General features: G+C 64.3%; 19 protein-coding genes. 10 read left to right on the top strand and 9 right to left on the bottom strand.

The window, feature by feature from the left end:
* Positions 1 to 186: 186 nt before the first annotated feature.
* Entirely contained in the window at positions 187 to 1,164 is a 978-nt protein-coding gene (cbiB, locus tag NKI96_RS28945) for an adenosylcobinamide-phosphate synthase CbiB (RefSeq protein WP_023825791.1), read from the bottom strand.
* Here cbiB and cobD point away from each other — a divergent pair.
* Both cobD and NKI96_RS28935 read left to right on the top strand, forming a co-directional pair.
* The gene (cobD, locus tag NKI96_RS28940) at positions 1,163 to 2,218 is read left to right on the top strand and encodes a threonine-phosphate decarboxylase CobD (RefSeq protein ID WP_352543146.1); all 1,056 of its coding nucleotides are present in this window, start codon (positions 1,163 to 1,165) and stop codon (positions 2,216 to 2,218) included. The two genes, cbiB and cobD, sit on opposite strands and share 2 nt — an antisense overlap.
* Positions 2,215 to 2,724, top strand: coding sequence for a tyrosine phosphatase family protein (locus NKI96_RS28935; RefSeq protein ID WP_023746849.1), 510 nt, complete (start codon positions 2,215 to 2,217; stop codon positions 2,722 to 2,724). Before cobD ends, NKI96_RS28935 begins: the two co-directional genes overlap by 4 nt.
* A gap of 9 nt (positions 2,725 to 2,733) precedes the next feature.
* On the opposite strand, the gene NKI96_RS28930 is transcribed toward NKI96_RS28935, so the two are convergent.
* Positions 2,734 to 3,537: a creatininase family protein gene (locus NKI96_RS28930; RefSeq protein WP_023805479.1), complete on the bottom strand. Its 804-nt coding sequence runs from the start codon at positions 3,535 to 3,537 to the stop codon at positions 2,734 to 2,736.
* Between the two features lie 53 nt (positions 3,538 to 3,590).
* On the bottom strand, positions 3,591 to 3,974 hold the full coding sequence (locus tag NKI96_RS28925) for a RidA family protein (RefSeq protein ID WP_023670775.1): 384 nt from the start codon (positions 3,972 to 3,974) through the stop codon (positions 3,591 to 3,593).
* A 256-nt stretch (positions 3,975 to 4,230) separates the two neighbouring features.
* On the opposite strand from NKI96_RS28925, the gene NKI96_RS28920 reads away from it, so the two are divergent.
* The 7 genes from NKI96_RS28920 to NKI96_RS28890 all read left to right on the top strand — a co-directional run bounded on the left by NKI96_RS28920 (position 4,231) and on the right by NKI96_RS28890 (position 11,098).
* On the top strand, positions 4,231 to 5,235 hold the full coding sequence (locus NKI96_RS28920; protein ID WP_023670774.1) for an ABC transporter substrate-binding protein: 1,005 nt from the start codon (positions 4,231 to 4,233) through the stop codon (positions 5,233 to 5,235).
* Between the two features lie 2 nt (positions 5,236 to 5,237).
* Complete coding sequence (locus NKI96_RS28915) at positions 5,238 to 6,062, top strand: ABC transporter ATP-binding protein (RefSeq protein ID WP_023685233.1); 825 nt, start codon at positions 5,238 to 5,240, stop codon at positions 6,060 to 6,062.
* Positions 6,049 to 6,900, top strand: a complete 852-nt coding sequence (locus tag NKI96_RS28910; RefSeq protein WP_023670772.1) for an ABC transporter permease — start codon at positions 6,049 to 6,051, stop codon at positions 6,898 to 6,900. Before NKI96_RS28915 ends, NKI96_RS28910 begins: the two co-directional genes overlap by 14 nt.
* A 194-nt stretch (positions 6,901 to 7,094) precedes the next feature.
* Positions 7,095 to 8,396, top strand: coding sequence for a cytosine deaminase (locus NKI96_RS28905; RefSeq protein WP_023685234.1), 1,302 nt, complete (start codon positions 7,095 to 7,097; stop codon positions 8,394 to 8,396).
* Positions 8,396 to 9,799, top strand: coding sequence for an FAD-binding oxidoreductase (locus NKI96_RS28900; RefSeq protein ID WP_352807371.1), 1,404 nt, complete (start codon positions 8,396 to 8,398; stop codon positions 9,797 to 9,799). The genes NKI96_RS28905 and NKI96_RS28900 overlap by 1 nt, the downstream gene beginning before the upstream one ends.
* 136 nt (positions 9,800 to 9,935) lie before the next feature.
* Positions 9,936 to 10,517: an NAD(P)H-dependent oxidoreductase gene (locus NKI96_RS28895; protein WP_352807366.1), complete on the top strand. Its 582-nt coding sequence runs from the start codon at positions 9,936 to 9,938 to the stop codon at positions 10,515 to 10,517.
* The gene (locus tag NKI96_RS28890; protein WP_023690990.1) at positions 10,517 to 11,098 is read left to right on the top strand and encodes an NAD(P)H-dependent oxidoreductase; all 582 of its coding nucleotides are present in this window, start codon (positions 10,517 to 10,519) and stop codon (positions 11,096 to 11,098) included. Before NKI96_RS28895 ends, NKI96_RS28890 begins: the two co-directional genes overlap by 1 nt.
* A gap of 169 nt (positions 11,099 to 11,267) precedes the next feature.
* Here NKI96_RS28890 and NKI96_RS28885 read toward each other — a convergent pair whose 3' ends face one another.
* The 5 genes from NKI96_RS28885 to NKI96_RS28865 all read right to left on the bottom strand — a co-directional run bounded on the left by NKI96_RS28885 (position 11,268) and on the right by NKI96_RS28865 (position 18,900).
* A complete protein-coding gene (locus tag NKI96_RS28885; protein ID WP_352807364.1) occupies positions 11,268 to 13,715 on the bottom strand; it encodes a GcvT family protein in 2,448 nt (815 codons plus the stop codon).
* The gene (locus tag NKI96_RS28880) at positions 13,712 to 14,893 is read right to left on the bottom strand and encodes a pyridoxal phosphate-dependent aminotransferase (protein ID WP_023670766.1); all 1,182 of its coding nucleotides are present in this window, start codon (positions 14,891 to 14,893) and stop codon (positions 13,712 to 13,714) included. Before NKI96_RS28880 ends, NKI96_RS28885 begins: the two co-directional genes overlap by 4 nt.
* Positions 14,893 to 15,792, bottom strand: coding sequence for a homocysteine S-methyltransferase family protein (locus NKI96_RS28875; protein WP_023685239.1), 900 nt, complete (start codon positions 15,790 to 15,792; stop codon positions 14,893 to 14,895). The genes NKI96_RS28880 and NKI96_RS28875 overlap by 1 nt, the downstream gene beginning before the upstream one ends.
* A complete protein-coding gene (locus NKI96_RS28870) occupies positions 15,789 to 18,242 on the bottom strand; it encodes a GcvT family protein (RefSeq protein WP_352807361.1) in 2,454 nt (817 codons plus the stop codon). The genes NKI96_RS28875 and NKI96_RS28870 overlap by 4 nt, the downstream gene beginning before the upstream one ends.
* Positions 18,243 to 18,336: 94 nt before the next feature.
* Complete coding sequence (locus NKI96_RS28865) at positions 18,337 to 18,900, bottom strand: helix-turn-helix domain-containing protein (protein WP_081732301.1); 564 nt, start codon at positions 18,898 to 18,900, stop codon at positions 18,337 to 18,339.
* Between the two features lie 261 nt (positions 18,901 to 19,161).
* On the opposite strand from NKI96_RS28865, the gene NKI96_RS28860 reads away from it, so the two are divergent.
* Positions 19,162 to 19,866 carry a nitroreductase gene (locus tag NKI96_RS28860; protein WP_023670762.1) on the top strand — a complete coding sequence of 235 codons (705 nt, stop codon included), beginning with the start codon at positions 19,162 to 19,164 and terminating at the stop codon, positions 19,864 to 19,866.
* An 18-nt stretch (positions 19,867 to 19,884) separates the two neighbouring features.
* Here NKI96_RS28860 and NKI96_RS28855 read toward each other — a convergent pair whose 3' ends face one another.
* The gene (locus NKI96_RS28855; protein ID WP_352807358.1) at positions 19,885 to 21,327 is read right to left on the bottom strand and encodes an MFS transporter; all 1,443 of its coding nucleotides are present in this window, start codon (positions 21,325 to 21,327) and stop codon (positions 19,885 to 19,887) included.
* Positions 21,328 to 21,335: the final 8 nt, after the last annotated feature.

The raw sequence follows: 21,335 nt of genomic DNA, 5'->3' as shown, positions 1-21,335 counted from the left end.
CAACACTATTTTCCCGCCGGCGGCCCCGCGACCCCGGGCCGCTTTTTGTGGGGGGGGGGGGGGGGCGGGCCCCCCCCCCCCGGGTCCCGGGGGGGGCGGTTCTCGTAGGGCGCAGTCCCCCACCCCGGCGCTTCGCGCCGACCCTCCCCACAAGGGGGAGGGTAAAGGAAGGGCGACGGTAAGCTCTCAGAACGTCACCGCGATAAGCACAGCCGACAGCAACCCGAACAGCCCAATCAGCAGATAGTCCGCCACCTGGTACAATTTCAGCGCCTGCCTGATGTCCTGGCTTTCCGCCGCGCGCCTACCGCCTTCGCCCATATAGGCGTCCTCGACGATGACGCCGCCATAGCTGCGCGGGCCGGCGAGCGCCAGGCCGAGTGCGCCGGCCATTGCCGCTTCCGGCCAGCCGGCATTGGGCGAGCGGTGCTTTTTGGCGTCGCGCCGCACTGCTTGCCAGGCGTTGCGGGGATCGGCGCCGTCAACGAGAAAGGCGGCGGCAACGATCAGCAACGCGGTCAGCCGGGACGCCGGCAGGTTGATCCAGTCGTCGAAGAGTGCCGCCGCGCGGCCGAAGGCCTCGTGGTGCGGGGTGCGGTGGCCGATCATCGAATCGGCGGTGTTGGCGGCCTTGTAGGCGACGCCGCCGGCCAGACCGCAGACACCTGTCCAGAAGGCGGGCGCAACGATGCCGTCGGAGAAATTCTCGGCCAGGCTTTCGATGGCGGCGCGGCTGACGCCGGCATGGTCGAGCTTCTCTGGATCGCGGCCGACGATGCGCGCAACCGCAATGCGGCCGAGCGCCAGCCCGCCGGTATCCAGCGAATCGGCCACCGCCTCGACATGTTCGGTAAGGCTCTTTTGCGACAGCAGCGACGAGGCCAGGATTGCCGTGATGATCATGCCGGCAGGAAAGAGCTGCCAGAGCAGGATTTGCACGATGAAGGCGATTGCCGCCGGCACCAGCACGATCACCAGCAGCGCCTGCACGCCGCGGCGGCGACGCAGCGCGTCGGAATCAGTGTCGCGGTTGAGCCTGAGGTCGAGAAAGGCTATCAGCCTGCCGAACCAGGTGACGGGATGGCCGACGGCACGGAACAGCCAGTCCGGGTAACCCAGGATGCGTTCGATGGCCAGCGACAGGAAAGCGATCAGGATCGACATGAAGCTTTCTGATGGAGCGATTACTGTGGTGGATCACGGTGGATCCCTTGGCCGGGCGAGGGCGCTCTTCCCTCACGCGCCACAACCTTTCGTCGATCTCTCGACAGGTATCAATCCGCACTCCTACCCGCTTTTCGAGCTGCCCGCCACCGCCCTGTCACGATTGCCGGAGGCCGCGCGCCTGCGTGAGCTGGCCAGGGTCGCGGCCGGCGCCTATGGCGCGCCTTCGGCCGAGAATGTGGCGGTCGCCCCGGGCACGCAGATCCTGCTGCCGCGCGTCGCCTCGCTGGTCAGCCCCGGCAAGGCGCTGGTGCTCGGGCCGACCTATGCCGAGCATGCCAAGGCCGCCGCGATTGCCGGCCATGCGGTGGCGGAGGTCGACGATTTCGAGGCGCTTGCCGGAGCCGAAATTGCCATCGTCGTCAATCCCAACAATCCCGACGGGCGAGTCGTGTCGCGGGAAAGGCTGCTTCGGCTTGCCGAGACATTGCGCGCCATAGGCGGTCTGCTGGTCGTCGACGAAGCCTTCATGGATGTCGGCCCGCACGCGGAAAGCCTGGCCGGCGATGTCGGGCGGGGCGGCATCGTCGTGCTGCGCTCGTTTGGCAAGTTCTTCGGTCTCGCCGGCCTGCGGCTCGGCTTCGCACTTTCCGATGCAGCGACGGTCGAAAGGCTTGAAACGCAATTCGGCCCTTGGGCGGTCGCCGGCCCAGCGCTCGAATACGGCATCCGCGCGCTTGCCGACAGCGGCTGGCAGGCCGACATGCGGCGGCGGCTGGCGCAGGATGCGGCGCGGCTCGATGCGCTGCTTTCGCGCTTTGGCGTTGCTGTCGCCGGCGGCACGACGCTGTTTCGCTATCTCCGGCTTGCCGATGCACCGGGGCTGTTTTCGACGCTCGGCGAGCGCGGCATATTGCTCAGGCATTTTTCCGAGCGTCCCCAGGTGCTCCGCGCGGGGCTGCCTGGAAGTCAGGAGGAATGGCAGCGGCTTGAATCGGCGCTTGCCGACTGGGGCGCACGGCGCGACGATGGGTCGAAGGAGATCGCGCCATGATCCATATCTGTTCGCTGGCAAAGCTTGAGGAGACGGTGGCCAAAAGCGGCGCCGAGCGCGTGCTGTCGCTGCTCGCTGCCGGCACCGAGGTGACGCGGCCGGCCTCAATCGCGAGGGAAAACCACCTGCATCTGGTCATGCACGACATCGCGGTGGCGCAGGACGGCATGACCATGCCCGGCGAAGACCATGTGCGCAGTCTGCTCGATTTTGCCCGGAAATGGGACCGCGCCAAACCCATGGTCGTCCATTGCTATGCCGGCATCAGCCGCTCGACCGCCTCGGCCTATATCATTGCGGCGGCGCTCGCCCCGAAGCGCGACGAAGTCGAACTTGCGCAGACATTGCGGAAGCTTTCGCCCTCGGCGACACCCAATCCACGGTTGATCGCCGTCGCGGATGCTCTGCTCTCACGACAAGGCCGCATGATCGAAGCGATCGAAGCGATCGGGCGGGGCGCCGATGCTTTTGAGGGTACGCCTTTCGTGTTGAAGATCGACGGCTAAGGCGGCCCGCTATGCCAGCCAGTCGGCAAGCTTCGCCTTGCGCACATCCTTCAACAGGGTGATGAAGCCGTCGGCCTGATGCTCCGCCGTCAGTCGGCCTTTCTCGGCCGTGGCAATGCTGGCATCGCCGACCACGCCGTTGGGGTTGAGATCCCCAGCGATCCAGGCGAAAGCGTGCGTTCCGGTGTGGCGCAGCAGCGCAAATTCGGTTTCGGCGCGGGCGACCTTGGAGGCGAAATTGTCGGCCTTGGCCATGTCGACTAACTCCGGGCGAAAATGCAGCATCAACGAGGTCTCGACGTCGCCGCCATGGATGCCATGGCGGTCCTCAAGCTCGGTGTACATGCCGGCGGGGCGGCCGAAGCGCTGCCAGCTGGTCTTCACCGCCAGCATCCTCTCACGCACGCGCAGCTCGCGCGTGACGATGCCCATGATCTCTTCATTGCCGCCATGCGAGTTGACGACGATCAGTTTCCTTACGCCTGCGCGGGCAACGGACAGGCCAAGCTCGGTCCAGGTATCGACCAGGGTGGCCGCCGGCAGGGTGAGCGTGCCCGGCGCCTGCAGATGCTCGTTCGACTTGCCGACCGTTTGGACCGGCAGGATGCGGATGTCGAGATCGCCGGGCAGGCGGGCGATGACCGTCTCCAGCATGCCGTTCATGATCGAGGTGTCGGTTGATACAGGCAGATGCGGGCCGTGCTGCTCGATCGCCGCCACCGGCAGCACGGCAATCGTCGCCTCCGGATCGATCGCGGCGTATTCGGTGGTCCGGTAGTCGCCCCACCACACGCGTCTGTTTGCAACGGTCATGTCATGCCTCTTGACTGTGAGGGAGACCTAGCGCGCCAAACGTCGCCTGTCGATCACCCAGCCGCAATCGCCTCGACCTCGACCTTGAACTCCGGCCGCGCAAAGCCTGACACGATCATCAGCGTCGAGGCGGGCGCGGGGCTGGCAAACAAGCGGTCGCGGACGTCCATATAGGGCCGCAGAAAGGCGCGGTCGGTGACGTAGGCGTTTATGCGCACGATGTCGCCTAGCCCCAGCCCGGCTTCAGCCAGAATCGCCGCTATGTTTTGAAAGCAGAGCTCGGCCTGCGCGCCGGCATCCTCGGGGATCTGGTCGTCCGCCGTGATGGCGACCTGGCCGGAGCACAGAACCAGCCGCTTGCCTGGCGGCACCTCGACGCCGTGGCTGTAGCGGGCGAAAGGCGGCTTGATCGACTTCGGCGCGAGGTATCTGAACATGGCAATCTCCTGTCTGCGAGACCAGCCTAAGACGTGACCGATAGTACGTTCAAGATGTGGTGCATGGCACAAGGGCGATTGTGGACAGGCGTCCAAAAAATAGGCACGATGCCTCCCGCACAGCATGACCCGTCCGGTGTTGGCAATGATCGCCGCGAGAAGCAGGCGGTCCGGGCGGTGGCATGTGTCTTGCTTCTTGGATCAATGGTGTCGAGCCCGGCGCGTGACGCTCCGGAGCCAACAAAGGGTGGTGTCGATGTACGGAAAACAGAAGATTTCAGCGCTTGCGGTCGCGCTGCTTGGAGCCGGCACGTTCGGCGCGGCAGCAAACGAGAAGGTCACCTTCGGCACCAACTGGCTGGCCGAGCCCGAGCATGGCGGCTACTACCAGGCCGTCGCCGACGGCACCTACGCTGCATGTGGCCTCGACGTGACGATTTCGCAGGGAGGTCCGCAGGTCAGCGGGCGGCCGCTGCTGCTGGCCGGCAAGCTCGATTTCTACATGGGCGGCAATCTGCTGTCGGCCTTCGACGCCGTCCAGCAGGGCATCCCGATGCGCGTCGTCGCAGCCGATTTCCAGAAGGACCCTCAAGTCATCATGTCCCACCCGGGGCAGGGGCTGGACAAGTGGGAGGATTTGAAGAACGCCGACCAGTACATTCTCGGCGACGAGGGCGTCCAGACCTTCTTCCAGTGGATGGTCATCGAACTCGGTTTCGATGCCGCCAAGCGCGTGCCGTACACCTACAACACCGCTCCATTCCTGGCCAACAAGAAGTCGATCCAGCAGGGTTACGTCACCTCGGAGCCTTTTGCGGTCAAGAAGGAAGGCGGCTTCGTGCCCAACCAGTTCCTGCTCGCCGACTATGGCTGGGACACCTATTCGACGACGATCGAGGTGATGCAGGACACGATCGACAAGCGGCCGGAGGTGGTCCAGTGCTTCGTCGATGGCTCGGCCAAGGGCTGGTACAACTACCTCTACGGCGACAACAAGGCCGCCAACGAGATGATCAAGAAAGACAACCCCGACATGAGCGACGAGCAGATTGCCTTCTCGATCGAGCAGATGAAGAAGTTCGGCCTGGCCGATTCCGGCGACACCGAAAAGCTCGGCATCGGCGCCATGAACGAAGACCGGATCAAGAGCTTCTATGACAAGATGGTCAAGGCCAAGGTCACGCCCGAGGGCATCGATATCAAGAAGGCCTACACGCTGGCCTTCATCAACAAAGGTGTCGGGATCGAGCTGAAGAAGTAGTCGTGAAGCTGGAAAAGATGGCGCAGGCGCCCATGACGGCATCGGGTGAAGGCCCGATGCTGCTGACGCTGCGCCATGTCGGCAAGGTGTTTTCCAATGGCGTGACTGCATTGAGCGACGTCGATCTCGCCATCCGCGAGGGCGATTTTGTCAGCCTTCTCGGGCCGTCCGGCTGCGGCAAGTCAACGGCGTTGAGGCTGATCGCGGGCCTGTCGACGCCGACATCCGGTCAGCTCGACTGGGGCGGTTCGATCGACCGCGCCAATATCGGCTTCGTCTTCCAAGAACCGACGCTGCTGCCCTGGGCCAATGTATTCGACAATGTCTGGCTGCCGCTCAGGCTGAAAGGCGTGTCGCGCGCCAAGGCGGCGCCGGCGGTGACGGAGATGCTGGAGCGGGTGCACCTGACCGGCTTCGAGAACGCCGTGCCGCGCGAGCTTTCCGGCGGGATGAAGATGCGCGTCTCGATCGCACGCGCCATGGTGACGAAGCCGCGCATTCTGCTGATGGACGAGCCGTTCGCCGCACTCGACGAGATCACCCGCTTCAAGCTCAACAACGACCTTCTGGAGCTGTGGCAGGACGAGCGCTTCACCGTCGTCTTCGTCACCCACAGCGTCTTCGAAAGCGTGTTCCTGTCCAACCGCGTCGTCGTCATGGCGGCGCGGCCGGGCCGCGTCCATGCCGAGCTTGCCATCGACGCCTCCTATCCGCGAGACGAGGTTTTCCGCACTTCGCCCGATTATGCCGCGCTCTGCCGCCAGGCCTCGGACATCCTGGTCAACGCCATCAACACATCAGCCGGACCGCACCATGACGGCCATTGACCAGAATGCCGCAACGCTCGACGCGGAAGAGGCCGGCCGCGTACGCCAGGAGCGGCTGGAGCGGATCGGCCGGTGGGTCTTGCCTTTGGCGATCATGATCCTGGCGATCTGGCTGTGGGACCGCATTTGCGTGTGGAACGCGATCCCGCAATATATTCTGCCGCGCCCCGGCGTGGTGCTGTGGACGCTCTATAGCGATGCCGGGCTCCTGTTCTCCGCGCTGCTGGTCACGTTGCGCATAACCTTTCTCAGCCTGCTGCTCGCGGTCGTCGGCGGCGTCGGACTGGCGGTGCTGTTTGCGCAATCGAAATGGGTGGAGATGTCGTTCTTTCCCTTCGCCATCGTGCTGCAGGTAACACCGATCGTGGCGGTCTTCCCGCTCATCAACATCTATGTGGACAACCAGACGGTGAAGCTTTTGCTTTGCGCCTGGATCGTCGCGTTCTTCCCGATCCTGTCCAACACCACGCTCGGCCTCAATTCGGTCGACCGCAATCTTCGCGACATGTTCAAGCTCAACGGCGCGACGCGCTGGCAGCAATTGCGCTATCTCAGACTGCCGGCGGCCATGCCGTATTTTCTAGGAGGCTTGAAGATCGCCGGCGGTCTGTCGCTGATCGGCGCCGTGGTGGCCGAGTTCGTCGCCGGCGCGCAGGGACAATCCTCAGGGCTCGCCTCGCGCATCATCGAGGCCGGCTACCGCCTCAACGCGCCAAGGCTTTTCGCGGCGCTGATCCTGATCTCGCTCACCGGCATATTGATCTTCCTGGTGCTGTCGCTGGTGTCGCATCTCATCCTGCGCCGCTGGCACGAGAGCGCGCTGAAGCAGGAGCGGTAGGGTGACGAGGTGAGCGAGACGTTGGCGCGAAGCACCCCCCTCTGGCCTGCCGGCCATCTCCCCCTCAAGAGTGGAGATTGGACGTCATCCGGGATTTCGCCAATTATCGACGTTGGAAGACGGGTGCTGCCGGCAAAGCTGCCAATCTCCCCCCTTGAGGGGGAGATGCCCGGCAGGGCAGAGGGGGGCGGTCCTTGATACCGACCTCTGGCTCGTACCATCTCACCAACGTCCGCCTTCACCGGTCGCTGACATCAGGTCTTGCCACCACTTACGATACTGACGGCTTCGCGCTGGCCGACATCGCCGTCGCCGACGGTAAGCTCTCCAGCATCGCCGCGCACAAGAAATCAAAAGCGCCAGCCACCGCCATCGACCTTGCCGGCCGCATCATCCTGCCGTGCTTCGTCGATTGCCACACCCACATCGACAAGGGCCATATCTGGCCGCGCAAACCCAATCCCGACGGCAGTTTCATGGGCGCGCTCAATGCCACCAGCGCCGACCGTGCAGCGCGCTGGAGCGCCGAGGACGTGGCGCGGCGCATGGATTTCTCTTTGCGCTCGGCCTACGCGCACGGCACCAAGGCCTTGCGCACTCATCTCGACAGCGTGCCGCCACAGGAGGAAATCTCCTGGCCGGTGTTCGAGGCGATGCGGGAGAAATGGCGCGGCCGCATCGAATTGCAGGCAGCCTGCCTGCTCGGCATCGAAGGCGTGCGCGACAGAAAGTGGTTCGAGAGGCTGGCCAAGCGTGTGGCTGCGGCCAAGGGCGTGCTCGGCGTCGTCACCTATATGGTGCCGGATCTCGAAGAGCTTCTCGACAAGGTGTTCGCCGAGGCGAACAAGCACGGGCTCGATCTCGATTTCCACGCCGACGAGACCGACGATATCGCGGCGATCTCGCTGAAGAAGATTGCCGAGGCCGCACTCTGGAACGGTTTTGAGGGCAACATCCTGGTGGGACATTGCTGCTCGCTGGCGCGCCAGCCGGACCTCGACGTGCTCGACACGCTGGACAAGGTCGCCAAGGCCAAACTTGCCGTGGTGTCGCTGCCGATGTGCAATCTCTATCTGCAGGACCGGCGCGCCGACCAGACCACGCCACGCTGGCGCGGCGTGACCTTGCTGCACGAGATGAAGGCGAGGGGCATTGCGGTCGCGGTCGCCTCCGACAACACCCGCGATCCTTTCTATGCCTATGGCGATCTCGACATGCTGGAGGTCTACCGCATGGCGACGCGCATCCTGCATTTCGACCATCCGGTCGGCGACTGGCCGCAGACGGTGGCGGCGACGCCGGCCAAGGTGATGCGGCTCGACGGTGTCGGGACACTGGCAGCCGGTGGCAGCGCCGATTTCATCGTCTTCAAAGGGCGGAGCTGGACGGAATTGCTCTCGCGGCCCGAATCGGATCGCATCGTCGTGCGCGCGGGACGAGCGATCGACAGACAATTGCCCGATTACGCCGAGCTCGACGGACTGATGGTGGAATGATGGATGTTTCGGCGCTCAAACGCGATCTCGACGGGATAAAGCTCGACGACAATCCGGCCATCATCCAGCAGAAGAGCCGCGACTTCTACTGGTACAGCCCGGTGCTGAAGCAGCAGCTCGACCACGTCACCGGCGACCTGATCGTGACGCCCAGGAACGAGGCCGAACTGATCCGCGTGCTTGCCGCTTGCCACCGTCATGGCGTTCCGGTGACGCCGCGCGGCAGCGGCACCGGCAATTACGGTCAGGCGATGCCGCTATCGGGCGGCGTGGTTTTGAACCTTGCCGAGATGAACGAGATCAAGGCCATAGCGCCGGGCCGCGTCGTCACCGGGCCGGGCGCGATCCTCGCCGACATCGACAGAGCGACGCGCGCGCATTCCGGGCAGGAACTGCGGCTGTCGCCGTCGACCTACAACACCGCCTCGATCGGCGGCTTCATCGCCGGCGGCTCGGGCGGCGTCGGCTCGATCAATTTCGGCGGTCTGCGTGATTTCGGCAATGTGCTGCGCCTGCGCGTCGTCACTATGGAGGCGGAGCCGAAGGCGCTCGAACTCGCCGGCGAGGACCTGCACAAGGTCACCCACGCCTATGGCACCAACGGCATCATCACCGAGGTCGAGATGCCGCTGACTGCAGCCTATGAATGGACCGACGTGATCGTCGGCTTCGACGCTTTCATGCCGGCAGCCCGCTACGGCAACGCGCTGGCACGCCAGGACGGCATCCTGACCAAGCTGATCACGCCGATCGCCGCGCCCGTGCCGCAGCTCTATTTCAAGCGCCACCAGAAGTTCTTCCGGGACGGGCAAAGCATCTGCGTCGTCATGGTTGCCCGGCATGGGCTAGACGCGTTCCTCGCCTTCACCCGCCGCGCCGGCGGCGAAGTCATCTTCAATGCGGCGACGGCAACGGACGAAGAGAAAAAGGGCCTGCCGCCGGGCTTCGAACTGGCGTGGAACCACACCACGCTCAGGGCACTGCGGGTCGATCCCGCGATCACCTATCTGCAATCGCTCTATCCGTTTCCCAACCAGCTGGCGCTGGTGGAGAAGATGGACGCGATGTTTCCGAACGAGGTCTTTTCGCATCTCGAATTCGTGCGCCTCGACGGCAACATCACCTGCTTCGGCCTGCCGCTGGTGAAATTCACCACCGAGGCGCGGCTCAACGAAATCATCCGGCTGCATGAGGAGAATGGCTGCCCGATCTTCAACCCGCACCGCTACACGCTGGAAGAGGGCGGCATGAAGCAGACGGATGAAATCCAGCTCGCCTTCAAGCGCGAGACCGATCCGCAAGGCCTGCTCAATCCCGGCAAGATGATCGCCTGGGAAAATCCGGATTACGACTATCGCTCGGGCCGGACTTTTTTGTTCAGGGGTTTGCAGAAAGCAGAATGAGCAGAGGTTTGAGCTTGAGCACCCCCCTCTGTCCTGCCGGACATCTCCCCCGCAAGGGGGGAGATTGGCAGCCTGAACGCCGCGGCCCGGCAGGGCAGAGGAGGGTGCCTCGCGCCCACCTCGCAAGTATTTCCCCATGAAAGTCCTCGTCCTCTACGCACACCCGGTGGAGACCAGCTTCAATGCAGGTCTGCACCGCACGATCGTCGAGCGGCTGACGGCCGCCGGCCATGAGGTCGACGATTGCGATCTCTATGCAGAGGATTTCGACCCCAGGCTGACGCGCGGGGAGAGGCTGGATTATCATAACCAACGCACCCCTGCGGACCCGGCCGCGCCCTATGTCGAGCGGCTGCTCAAGGCCGAGGCGCTGGTGCTGTCATATCCCGTCTGGAACTACGGCTTCCCGGCCATCCTGAAAGGCTTTTTCGACCGCGTGTTTCTGCCCGGCGTGTCGTTCAAATTGGTCGACGGCAAGGCGCAGCCTTCGCTCCACAACATCCGCAAGCTGACCGCCGTCACCACCTATGGCGGCAGCCGCTTCCGCGCCATGCTGATGGGCGATCCGCCACGCAGATTGGTCAAGCGGATGCTGCGCGCGACGATCAGGCCCGGCGCCTCGGTGTCCTACCTCGCGCATTATTCGATGAACCTGTCGACCGACGAGACGCGGGCAGCCTTCATGGCCAAGGTCGCGGCCGGGATGGATGAATTCTGATGCGCGTGCTGGTGGTCTATTGCCATCCGGTGCCCGAAAGCTTTTGCGCCGCCATCAGAGATGCCGCAGTCGATGTGCTGAAGGCACGCGGCTGGGAGGTGCGGCTGCTCGACCTCTATGCGGAGAAATTCGATCCGGTGATGGGCTGCGAAGAGCGACGCGCCTACAATGAGCGGGCGCCGGAGGATCCGGCCCTAAAACCGCATTTCGAGCATCTCGCCTGGGCTGAGGCGATCCTGTTCATCTATCCGACCTGGTGGTACGGGCTGCCGGCCATGCTGAAGGGCTGGCTCGACCGGGTCTGGGCGACCGATGTCGCCTTCAAGCTGGGCAAGGGGCGCATCACGTCGCTGATGACACATGTCACCAGGGTCGGCGTCATTACCACCTGCGGCGCGCCGACCTGGTGGAGCGTCGTCGTCGGCCAGCCCGGCCGCAAGACCTTGCTGCGCGGTATGCGCGCGCTGTGCGCCCGCCGCTGCCGGACGTTTTTCCTGGCGCACTACCTGATGGACGCCTCGACGCCAAGGACGAGGGCGGCGTTTCTGGTGAAAGTGCGGGCGAAGCTGGAGCGGTTTTAAGCTTCTTCACCCTACCCCTTGTGGGGAGGGTCGCGCAGCAAGTGCCGCAAGGCGGCTTTTGCGAAGCGGGGTGGGGGGTCTCGTAGGGCGCACCCCCACCCCGTCTCGCAATCGCCGCTTCGCTCCGACTGCGAGCCGACCCTCCCCACAAGGGGAGGGTAAAAAGGTGCTACATCCTCGTCCGTTCCGCCTTGGGATCGTACATCGGCTTCAGCGATGCTTCCGCCGCAAAACGCTCGCCGGCGATCTCGATCTCGTATGACGAGGCCAGCACATCCGCCTCGCTCTCGCCCTGGCAGGGCACATAGCCCAGTCCGATCGCGCCGCCGAGATGGTGGCCGTAATTCCCCGATGTGATCGGGCCGACGATCTTGCCGTCGCGCAGGATCGCCTCGTTGTGGAAGAGCAGGGGTTCAGGGTCTTTCAAACGGAACTGCACCAGCCGGCGCGACAGGCCGGCTTCTTTTCTCTTCAGCACCGCATCGCGGCCGATGAACTCGCCCTTGGCGGTTTTGACCGCAAAGCCGAGGCCGGCCTCCAGCACATTGTCCTCGTCGGTGATGTCGTGGCCGAAATGCCGAAACGCCTTTTCGATGCGACAGGAATCGAGCGTATGCAGGCCGCAAAGTTTCGGGCCGACATCCGCCCCCGCCTCATCGATCGCCTCGAAAACATGGGCAGCCTGGTCGGTAGAGACATAAAGCTCCCAGCCGAGTTCGCCGACATAGGTGACGCGGTGGGCGCGGGCGAGGCCCATGCCGATCTCGATCTCCTGGAAGGTGCCGAACGGATTGTTCTCGTTGGAGAAATCGTTAGGGCTGACTTTCTGGATCAGCTTTCGCGCATCCGGACCCATCAGGCAGAGCACGCTTTCTGCCGCCGTCACATCGGTGATGACAACGAATTCCTCGCCGACATGCCGCCGCAGCCAGGCGAGATCGCGTTGCAACGTCGCGCCCGGTACGACGAGGAAATAGGCCGTGTCCGACAGCCGCGACACGGTAAGATCGCTCTCGATGCCGCCGCGCTGGTTGAGCATCTGAGTGTAGACGATCTTGCCCGGCGCCACGTCCATGTCGTTGGCGCAGAGCCTTTGCAGGAACGCGCAGGCATCGCGGCCCTCGACACGGATCTTGCCGAACGAGGTCATGTCGAACAGGCCGACCTTGTTGCGGACCGCCAGGTGTTCCTCGCGCTGGTTGTCGAACCAGTTCTGCCGCTTCCAGGAATAGCGGTATTCGCGCTCTTGCCCTTCGCGGGCGAACCAGTTGGCGCGCTCCCAGCCGGCGACTTCGCCGAAGACCGCGCCGCGCGCCCTCAGGTGTTCATGCAGGGGCGATCGCCTGACATTCCTGGACGTTGCCATCTGCCGGTAGGGGAAATGGTCGGCATAGAGCAGGCCGAGCGTCTCGGAGACCCGCTCCTTGAGATAGCGGCGGTTCTTCTGGAATGGCTGGGCGCGGCGGATGTCGACTTCCCAGAGGTCGAAGGGCGCTTCGCCGTCATTGATCCACTGCGCCAGCACCATGCCGGCGCCGCCGGACGACGCGATGCCGATCGAGTTGTAGCCGGTCGCCATCCAGTAGCCCGACAGCTCCGGCGCTTCGCCGAGATAGTAGCGGTCGTCGGGGGTAAAGCTTTCGGGGCCGTTGAAGAAGGTGTGAATGCCGGCGGTTGCCAGCATCGGCATGCGGTTGACGCCCATCTCGAGGATCGGCTCGAAATGCTCCATGTCCTCCGGCAACTGGTCGAAGCAGAAATCCTCGCTTATGCCGTCCATGCCCCAGGGCTTGGCCACCGGCTCGAAGGCGCCGAGCATCATCTTGCCGGCGTCTTCCTTGTAGTAGGCGCATTCATCGGGAACGCGCAGCACCGGTAGACGACCGAGCCCGGGGATCGGCTCGGTGACGAGATAAAAATGTTCGCAGGCATGCAGCGGGATGGTGACGCCGTTCTGGGCGCCGAGCTCGCGCGCCCACATGCCGGCGCAGTTGACGACGATGTCGGCCTCGATCGTGCCCTGGTCGTCGCCTTGCGCCCACGACACACCGGTGACGCGACCGGCCTTGGTATGGACCTTGGTGACCTTCACATTCTCGACGATGGCGGCGCCACGCTGGCGGGCGCCCTTGGCCAGCGCCATGGCGATGTTGGCCGGATCGCACTGGCCGTCGAGCGGCAGATGCACGGCGCCGACCACATCGGACACGTTGAGATGCGGGTACATCTCCTTGACTTCACCAGGCGAAATCTCGCGCACATCGACATCGAAGGCGCGGGCGAGCGAGGCCTGCCGATAAATCTCGTGCTTGCGCTCCTCAGTCAGCGCCACGGTGATCGAGCCGACCTGGCGCATGCCGGTGCCGACTTCCGTTTCGGCTTCCAGCTTGACGTAGAGGTCGGCCGAATATTTCGCCAGCCGCGTCATGTTCTGCGAGCCGCGCAGCTGGCCGATCAGGCCGGCGGCGTGCCAGGTCGTACCCGAGGTCAGCTGCTTGCGTTCGAGCAGCACGATGTCGGTCCAGCCGAGCTTGGCCAGGTGGTAGGCGACCGAACAGCCGGAGACACCGCCGCCGATAATAACCGCGCGGGCCTTGGTGGGAATGCTTCTGGTCATGCGGCCTCGCGGCGATAGCCGGATGCGAAGCGGCGCAGGCGTTTTGCGGCTTCCTGAAGCACCGGCTCCGGTTGGCAGAGGCTGATGCGGATGTGGCCGGCAGCGGCCTTGCCGAAGCTGGAACCCGGCATGACGCCGACACTCTCCTGGTCGAGAAAGGCCCAGGCGAATTTCTCGTCGTCGGGCTCGACTGCGGAGATGTCGAGCATGACATACATGCCGCCCTCGGAGCCGTGCACGCTGATATTGTTCATGCCGCGCACGGCGTCGAGCAGGACGGTGCGGCGCGCCGCATAGCGTTCGGCGATCTCCCTGACGCCAAAGCGGTTCTCCAGCGCCTCGGCGCAGGCGATCGAGATGAAGGCCGGCAGGCCGTAGGTCGTCACCAGATTGAGATTGGTCAACAGCGTGATCATCTGCGCTGGGCCGGTCAGCCAGCCCATGCGCCAGCCGGTCATGCCATGGCTCTTGGACATCGAATTGATGACCAGCGTGCGCTCCGCCATGCCGGGCAGGCCGCGCGGCGAGATGTGCTCGCCGCCGCCGAGCGTCCAGTAGACCTCGTCCGACAGCAGCCAGAGATCGTGCTCGCGGCAGATCTCGGCCAGCTCTTCCAGACGCTCACGCGAATAGACGGCGCCGGTCGGGTTGTTCGGCGTGTTGATCAAAATGGCGCGCGTGTTGGGCTTGAGCGCCGCGCGGATCATCTCGGCGTGCGGCTGGAAACCGTCTCCGGCCGGCGTCTCGACGACGGTGAAGCTGGCGCCGGCGGCGCTGAAGGTGTTGGGATAAGTCGCGTAGTAGGGCGCCACCACGATAGCGTGGTCGCCCTGGTCGAGAACGGCCTGCACCGCCGCGTAAAGGGCGGCCTGACCGCCCGGCGTGGCGATCACCTGGTCGGGGCTCGTCTCGACCCCGGTGCAGGCGGTCGAGGCCGCCGCCATCGCCCTGCGCAGGCGCGGAACGCCGGGAAGCGGGGTGTAGTGGTGGTTGCTGCCGCGAACCGCCGTCACGCAGGCTTCGATGGTCTGGCTCGGCGTATCGAAATCATGGTCGCCGACCGACAGCATGATGATGTCCTGGCCCGCCTCCTTGCGGGCCCATGCCTCGGTGTGGACCTCCCAGCCATCCTTGCCCGAAGGCACGATGCCGGAAATGCGCGATGACGGTCTGGGCATCAGGATACTCCCGAGATTTCGTGGCCGGCCTGTTCGAGCCAGTCGCGCAAGGCGGCGATGTGGGCAGGGCCGACTTCGCAGCAGCCGCCGACGATGGTGGCGCCAGCGGCGACCCAGCCGAGCGCCTGGTCGGCATAGGCATCCGGATCAAGGTCGTGGCGTGCGTGCAGCACTTCGACCGTTCCGCCATGCTTGAGCGCTTCGACAGAGGTGAAGCCATTGGCATAGGCGCCGACCGGGCCGCCGAGAGCAATCAATTCGGGCAGTGCCGCGGCGATAGCTTCTGGCCGGCAGCAATTCACCAGGCGCGCTGCAACCGTCAGGCCGTCGAGGGCGTCCGCCGCTGCCGCTATTGTTTCGCCGCTGCGCAGCCGCGGCGCGCCGTGATCGGCGAGAGTCCAAGACACCCAGACAGGTTTGCCGCTTTCCGACGCAGCGGTAACGGCCGCACGGCCTTCCTCGGCTGAGGCCATGGTCTCGCACAGGAACAGGTCGACGCCATCGGCCTGCTCGGCGACGATGCGGCGATAGATGTCCAGCGTCTCCTGGAACGATATGGCCAGCGCCGGCGCATAGCTGCCGAACAGCGGTGACAGGCAGCCGGCGATCGCTGCATCGCCTGCCTCGTCGCGTGCCTGTCTTGCCAATTCGATGCCGCGCTTCTGCAAGGGCTTGAAGAGATCTTCTGCTCCTTCCCGCGCGAGCCGCTCCGGCGTTGCCGAATAGGTGTTGATGGTGATGACGCGAGCGCCGGCCCGGATGAATTCGGCATGCAGGCCACGCACCAGATCCGGCTCGTCGATCAGCACCCTGGCCGACCAGAGCGGCGTCGGCTCGGAGCTGCTGCGGCGGACCAGTTCCTGGCCCATGCCGCCATCGGTGAGAATGACTTTCTTCATGCTCTCAGTCTTTCGTTTTTCGGATCCCACAGCGGCTCGTCTTTCTGCACGACCGCCCTGAAACGATCGCCAAAAATTTCAATCTCGATCGCGGTATCGGGTTCAGCCAGGTCGGCGCGCAGCATGCCGAGCGCGATCGATTTGTCGATGCGATGCCCCCAGCCGCCGGACGTCGTCTCGCCGACGATCTTGCCGTCATGCCAGAGCGTCGACACGGACGGCGCGTCGCAATCGCCTGGGTTTTCAACCACCAGCGTGACGAAGCGCTTCTTTACGCCTTGCTGCTTTTCGTTCTGCAGGGCTGCCTTGCCGCGGAAGTCGGGCTTGTCCCATTTTACGAAGCGCTCGAGCCCGCCCTGCAGGACCGTATAGTCGGTCGACAGGTCGCCCTTCCAGGTCCGGTAGCCCTTTTCGAGGCGCAGCGAATCCAGCGCATACATGCCGAACGGTTTCAGACCGTGTTTTTGTCCCGCCGCCCAGACGGCGTCGAAGATGGCGGAGGTGTCTCCCACCTTGGTGTGGATTTCCCAGCCGAGTTCGCCGGCGAAGGATACCCGCACCAGCTTCGCCCAGCGGCCGGCGATGGTGGTTTCCTGATGCGTCAGCCAGGGCAGCGAGAGATCCGCGCCACAGACCTCGGCCAGGATCTTGCGCGAATTGGGACCGGCGAGGATTTGCGTCGAATAGTCTTCGGTCCTGTCGGTGAGGGTGAAAGCTGCGTCCTTCGGCAGGCGCGACTTCAGCCATTCGAAATCGTGCCACTGCGCTACCGCCGCGGTGATCAGCGTCATCTGCTCTTCGCCATGGCGCACCACCGACATCTCGGTGACGATGCGGCCCTTGTCGTCGGCGAAATAGGCGAGGCCGATGCGGCCCGGCTTGGGCACCAGGCCGGTGACCTGCAGCGCCAGCCATTCGGCTGCGCCAGGACCTTCGAGGTTGAAGCGCGAGAAGCCGGGCAGGTCCAGAATGCCGGCGGCGTCGCGCACCGCCAGGCATTCTTCGCGCACGCGGTGCTGCCACGGCCCGTCGCGGCGGAAGGTGAGTGTTGCTTCTTCCGACGTGTCGTCACCGGGTTGCGCATACCAGGTGGCACGCTCCCAGCCATTATAGGCGTCGAACTGGGCGCCGAGTGCCTTGATGCGATCGTGGATCGGCGACAGCTTGCGGTCGCGCCCGGCCGGCCAAGCATGGCGCGGAAACTGGATGGCGTATTCGTTGCCGTAGATCTCCATACCCTTGGCGACGCTATAGTCGGGGGCGGCCGCAAATGAGGTGAAGCGGCGCGGGTCGCAGGACCACATGTCCCATTCGGTCTGGCCTTGCGTCACCCATTCGGCCAGCACCTTGCCGGCACCGCCGCCCTGGGCGATGCCGAACGTGAAGACACAGGCCTCGAAAGCGTTCGGAACGCCGGGCATTGGACCGATCAGCGGATTGCCGTCCGGCGCGTAAGGGATCGGCCCGTTGATCACCTTGGACAGGCCGGCAGTGCCGAGAATCGGCACGCGGGCGACGGCATCGGCAAGGTAGTGCTCGAGACGGTCGAGATCGTCGGGGAAGAGCTGGAAGGAAAAATCCTCCGGCATCGGGTCGTTGTGGGTTGCCCAATGCGCGCGGCAATTGCGCTCATAGGGACCGAGATTCATACCGTTCTTTTCCTGGCGCAGATAGTAGGAGGTGTCGACGTCGCGCAGCAGCGGCAGCTTCTTGCCCTGCTCCTTCGACCACGCCACCAGTTCGGGTATCTCCTCGAACAAGATGTACTGATGGCTCATCACCATCATCGGGACGTCGCGGCCGAACATTTTGCCGACTTCGGCGGCACGGTAGCCGGCGGCATTGACGACGATCTCGCAACGGATCTCGCCTTGCGGCGTCTCGACAACCCATTCGTCGTTGTCGCGACGCACACCTGACACCGGACAGAAGCGGACGATCTTGGCGCCCATGTCGCGCGCACCCTTGGCCAGTGCCTGCGTCAGCTGCGCGGGGTCGATGTCGCCGTCGTTTGGATCGTAGAGCGCACCTTTGAGGTCATGCGTCTCGATGAAGGGATAGCGGCGCTTGATCTCGTCGGGGCCGACAATGTCGATGTCCATGCCCTGGTAGCGGCCCATGCCCTTGGCGCGCTGGAACTCCTGCATGCGCTCCTTGGTGTGGGCGAGCCGCAGCGAGCCGGTAACGTGGTAGTTCATGGGATAGTCGACGGCATCAGCCAAGCCGCGATAGAGCTCGGTCGAATAGCGCTGCATGTTCATCAGCGACCAGGACGACGAGAAGGTCGGCACATTGCCGGCGGCATGCCAGGTCGAGCCCGATGTCAGCTCGTTCTTTTCAAGCAGCACGCAATCGGTCCAGCCCGCCTTGCAAAGGTGGTAGAGCGAGGAGGTGCCGACGACACCGCCTCCGATGATCACCACGCGTGCCGTGGTCGGCAAACCGGCCATATTCTTCTCCCAAACCTGAAGCGCGCTGCGCTTCTATCTTTTTGCTTGATGCATGTCGTTTCCCAAACCGCTGCACACTTTGGGCGACATGCATTCAATAAACAGGCGGCGAAACCACCCAGATGACCACGGCCGGCTCGCTGCCGGGATTGCGCCAGCGGTACGGCTTGCGCTCGAAGCGGAAAGAATCGCCTTCGCCGAGCCGGTGCCAGACGCCGGCTATCTCGATCTCGAAAATGCCAGAGGCGATGTAGCCGGCTTCCTCGGTCGGCCGCAGCTGCTCGCTCTTCATCTCGGCGCCCGGCGCGAAGATCGAACGCACCATCTCGAAACTACCGCCGAGATCGGGCGACAGAAGCTCCTCCACTAGGCCGGATTCGCTTGTGCCAAGCGTGCGCCGGCTGCCGGCGCGCACGATGACGCCGCGCTCCTTCTCGATAGGCACGTCGTGGCTGAAGAACAGGCTGAGCGGCACGCCGAATAAATCGGCGAAGGCCCTGAGGTCGCCGAGCGAAGGAATCGACAGGCCGCGCTCGACCTGGCTGACCCAGCCGACAGAGCGGCCAAGCTTCAGCGCGATCTCAGCCAGCGTCAGCCCACGCGCCTTGCGCAGCGCACGGATGTCGCTCGCCAGCAGGCGCTCGTCAGGTCCCTGCAATGTTTTGGGGATAGCTGGGGGCAAAACGCTCACTTGATGAAAAACTGGAGATGAATTTCATGAGAGCTCATGTCCGTGAAAAAATCAAGCGAATTTTCATGGACACACAAGATTTGCTTGCGCGATTTTGGCGGTTCATGCAAAGGCTCTGGCACGAGCGGCGGGTGTGGGAATGCGGGTCGGCGACCAAGGATTGAAATCTGCGCAAGGTCTTCTCCGATAGCCGGTTCGGCTTTCGAAGTGTGCGCAAAGGGACGGCCCATGCTGGAAAAAAACGGCCTGGCAGCGCATAACGCCGCTGTTGTCGACGAGGCGATCATCTCGCGCCGTTCAGTGCGCGCCTTCCTGCCCGACATGGTCGATGACGAGACGATCCGAGCCATTCTCGGCGTCGCCGCGCGCGCGCCTTCGGGCACCAATATGCAGCCTTGGCGGGTCTATGTCGTCAAGGGCGAGGTCAAGCAGCAGATCACCGATGCCATCCTGAATTCCGGTATCCGCGCCGAAAAGGCCGATTGGGACGAGTATCGCTATTACCCCACCCAGTTCTTCGAGCCGTATCTCACCCGCCGCCGCGCCAACGGTTTCGGGCTCTATGGGGCACTCGGCATCGGCCGCCGCGAGGTCGACAAGATGCGCGCCCAGCACGACCGCAACTTCGTCTTCTTCGACGCGCCGGTCGGCATGATCTTCACCATCGACCGGCGGCTGAACCAGGGCTCGTGGATCGACTACGGAATGTTCCTGCAGAACATCATGGTGGCGGCGCGAGGCAGGGGCCTGCACACCTGCCCGCAGGCCGCCTTCGCGCCCTATCACCGGCAGATCCGGCCGGTGCTCAACATCCCCGACGAGGAGATCGTCGTCTGCGGCATGGCGCTCGGCCTCGAGGATACGTCGAAACCCGAAAACGACTTCCGCACCGACCGCGTGCCGCTGGAAGAGTGGGTGACGTTCAGCGGCTAGGCCTCGGCTACCGGGGCCTTATTCCACGTTCATCTGCGCGCCATGGCCGCTGACATGGGCACCGTCCTGCGGTGTCAGTCTGAGATAGGCGATCAGCGCGCACAACGTGATGACGCCCTCGACCACGAACAGGATGCGGAAATCGTTGGTCACCGCCGGCCTGCCGCCAGCCAGGAACGACAACAGCGCCGCCGCCAGGCCGACGCTGATCGCCACCCCCAACTGCCACAGTATGTAGTAGAGCGCGCTGAAGCGGGCGAGCTGGTCGGGCGCGATGTCGGAATAGGCGAGATTGCCGGTCGAAGCCCACTGCGCCGAGCGCAGAACGCCGAAGGCAAAGATATAGGCAAGCACGATCCAGACCGGCGTTGTCGCCTCAATCAAGGCGAAGCCCGCTACCATGGCAGCAACGATCGGCGTGTTGACGACCAGCACGCGGCGAAAGCCGAAACGGTTGAGCAGGCGCGGCATGAACACACGCATGATCAGCGAGCCGATTGCGGCGACGAAAGTCAGCGATCCCGCCTGCACCGCGCTCATGCCGAAGCCTAGCTGGAACATCAGCGGCAGCAGGAAGACGACCGAGCTCAGGCCGATCGTGTCCAGCCCACCACCGGTGAGGAATGAGATGCGAAAGGTGCGGATGCGCAGGAGTTTCAGGTCAAGCAAGGGGTTGCGGGCGCGCAGGCAGTAGAAGGAGGCAAGCGTCAGGATGACGATCGCCAGCGCCAGCTCGGCCGCGATCATGTTGCCGGCGGCGTCTTTGGCCGCAAGCGAATCCATGCCGAAGACCAGCAGGACCATGCCGCTGCCGACCAGCAGGAAGCCCGGGAAATCGAACGGCGTGCGCACCGGTTTGGTAACGGCCGGAAACAGCGACGCGGCAAGAACGGCCGCGGCCAGCGCGAACGGCACGTTGATGAAGAAGATCCAGCGCCAGGAAATGTAGGTCGTCAGCGCGCCGCCGACCAGCGGGCCGACCAGCGGTCCGGACTGGCCGGCCAGCGAAATATACATGTTGATCTTCAGCGTGCGGCTGCGCGGGAAGGTCGACAGGATGACGACCTGGCCGAGCGTCCCCATCAAGGCGCCGCCGAAGCCTTGCAGCGCGCGGGCGCCGACCAGCGTCCAGATGTCGTTGGACAATCCGCACAGCGCCGATGACGCGGCGAACACCAGCAAGGCGAAGCAGTAAACGTTGCGCAGGCCGAAGCGGTCGGCGGCCCAGCCGCCGAGCGGCATCGAGATGATCAGGCTGGCGACATAGACGGTGATCAACAGGCCGAGCTGGCTCGGCGGCCGGCCGAGGCTGTCGCTGATGCCGGGCAGGGCGGTGACCACGACATTCTGGTCGAGGCTGGTCATGAACACGCCGCAGGCGACCGTGAGCGGCAGCAGGAGCAAGGCTCTGGCCGACACATCGGCGCGATCCCTGGCGCCGGCGGATAGTTCTGCGGTCATGGGGATGT

Source organism: Mesorhizobium sp. M0292 (assembly GCF_040321695.1).
Lineage (GTDB): Bacteria > Pseudomonadota > Alphaproteobacteria > Rhizobiales > Rhizobiaceae > Mesorhizobium.
This window is presented reverse-complemented; position numbering and strand designations above follow the sequence as displayed.

What these genes read in the sequence shown, in the direction of transcription:
- NKI96_RS28930 (WP_023805479.1), bottom strand. Translation starts at nt 3,537, where the DNA reads ATGACCGTTGCAAACAGACGCGTGTGGTGGGGCGACTACCGGACCACC.
- NKI96_RS28855 (WP_352807358.1), bottom strand. Translation starts at nt 21,327, where the DNA reads ATGACCGCAGAACTATCCGCCGGCGCCAGGGATCGCGCCGATGTGTCG.
- cbiB (WP_023825791.1), bottom strand. Translation starts at nt 1,164, where the DNA reads ATGTCGATCCTGATCGCTTTCCTGTCGCTGGCCATCGAACGCATCCTG.
- NKI96_RS28890 (WP_023690990.1), top strand. Translation starts at nt 10,517, where the DNA reads ATGCGCGTGCTGGTGGTCTATTGCCATCCGGTGCCCGAAAGCTTTTGC.
- NKI96_RS28880 (WP_023670766.1), bottom strand. Translation starts at nt 14,893, where the DNA reads ATGCCCAGACCGTCATCGCGCATTTCCGGCATCGTGCCTTCGGGCAAG.
- cobD (WP_352543146.1), top strand. Translation starts at nt 1,163, where the DNA reads ATGAAGCTTTCTGATGGAGCGATTACTGTGGTGGATCACGGTGGATCC.
- NKI96_RS28885 (WP_352807364.1), bottom strand. Translation starts at nt 13,715, where the DNA reads ATGACCAGAAGCATTCCCACCAAGGCCCGCGCGGTTATTATCGGCGGC.
- NKI96_RS28895 (WP_352807366.1), top strand. Translation starts at nt 9,936, where the DNA reads ATGAAAGTCCTCGTCCTCTACGCACACCCGGTGGAGACCAGCTTCAAT.
- NKI96_RS28870 (WP_352807361.1), bottom strand. Translation starts at nt 18,242, where the DNA reads ATGGCCGGTTTGCCGACCACGGCACGCGTGGTGATCATCGGAGGCGGT.
- NKI96_RS28875 (WP_023685239.1), bottom strand. Translation starts at nt 15,792, where the DNA reads ATGAAGAAAGTCATTCTCACCGATGGCGGCATGGGCCAGGAACTGGTC.
- NKI96_RS28925 (WP_023670775.1), bottom strand. Translation starts at nt 3,974, where the DNA reads ATGTTCAGATACCTCGCGCCGAAGTCGATCAAGCCGCCTTTCGCCCGC.
- NKI96_RS28900 (WP_352807371.1), top strand. Translation starts at nt 8,396, where the DNA reads ATGGATGTTTCGGCGCTCAAACGCGATCTCGACGGGATAAAGCTCGAC.
- NKI96_RS28935 (WP_023746849.1), top strand. Translation starts at nt 2,215, where the DNA reads ATGATCCATATCTGTTCGCTGGCAAAGCTTGAGGAGACGGTGGCCAAA.
- NKI96_RS28910 (WP_023670772.1), top strand. Translation starts at nt 6,049, where the DNA reads ATGACGGCCATTGACCAGAATGCCGCAACGCTCGACGCGGAAGAGGCC.
- NKI96_RS28860 (WP_023670762.1), top strand. Translation starts at nt 19,162, where the DNA reads ATGCTGGAAAAAAACGGCCTGGCAGCGCATAACGCCGCTGTTGTCGAC.
- NKI96_RS28920 (WP_023670774.1), top strand. Translation starts at nt 4,231, where the DNA reads ATGTACGGAAAACAGAAGATTTCAGCGCTTGCGGTCGCGCTGCTTGGA.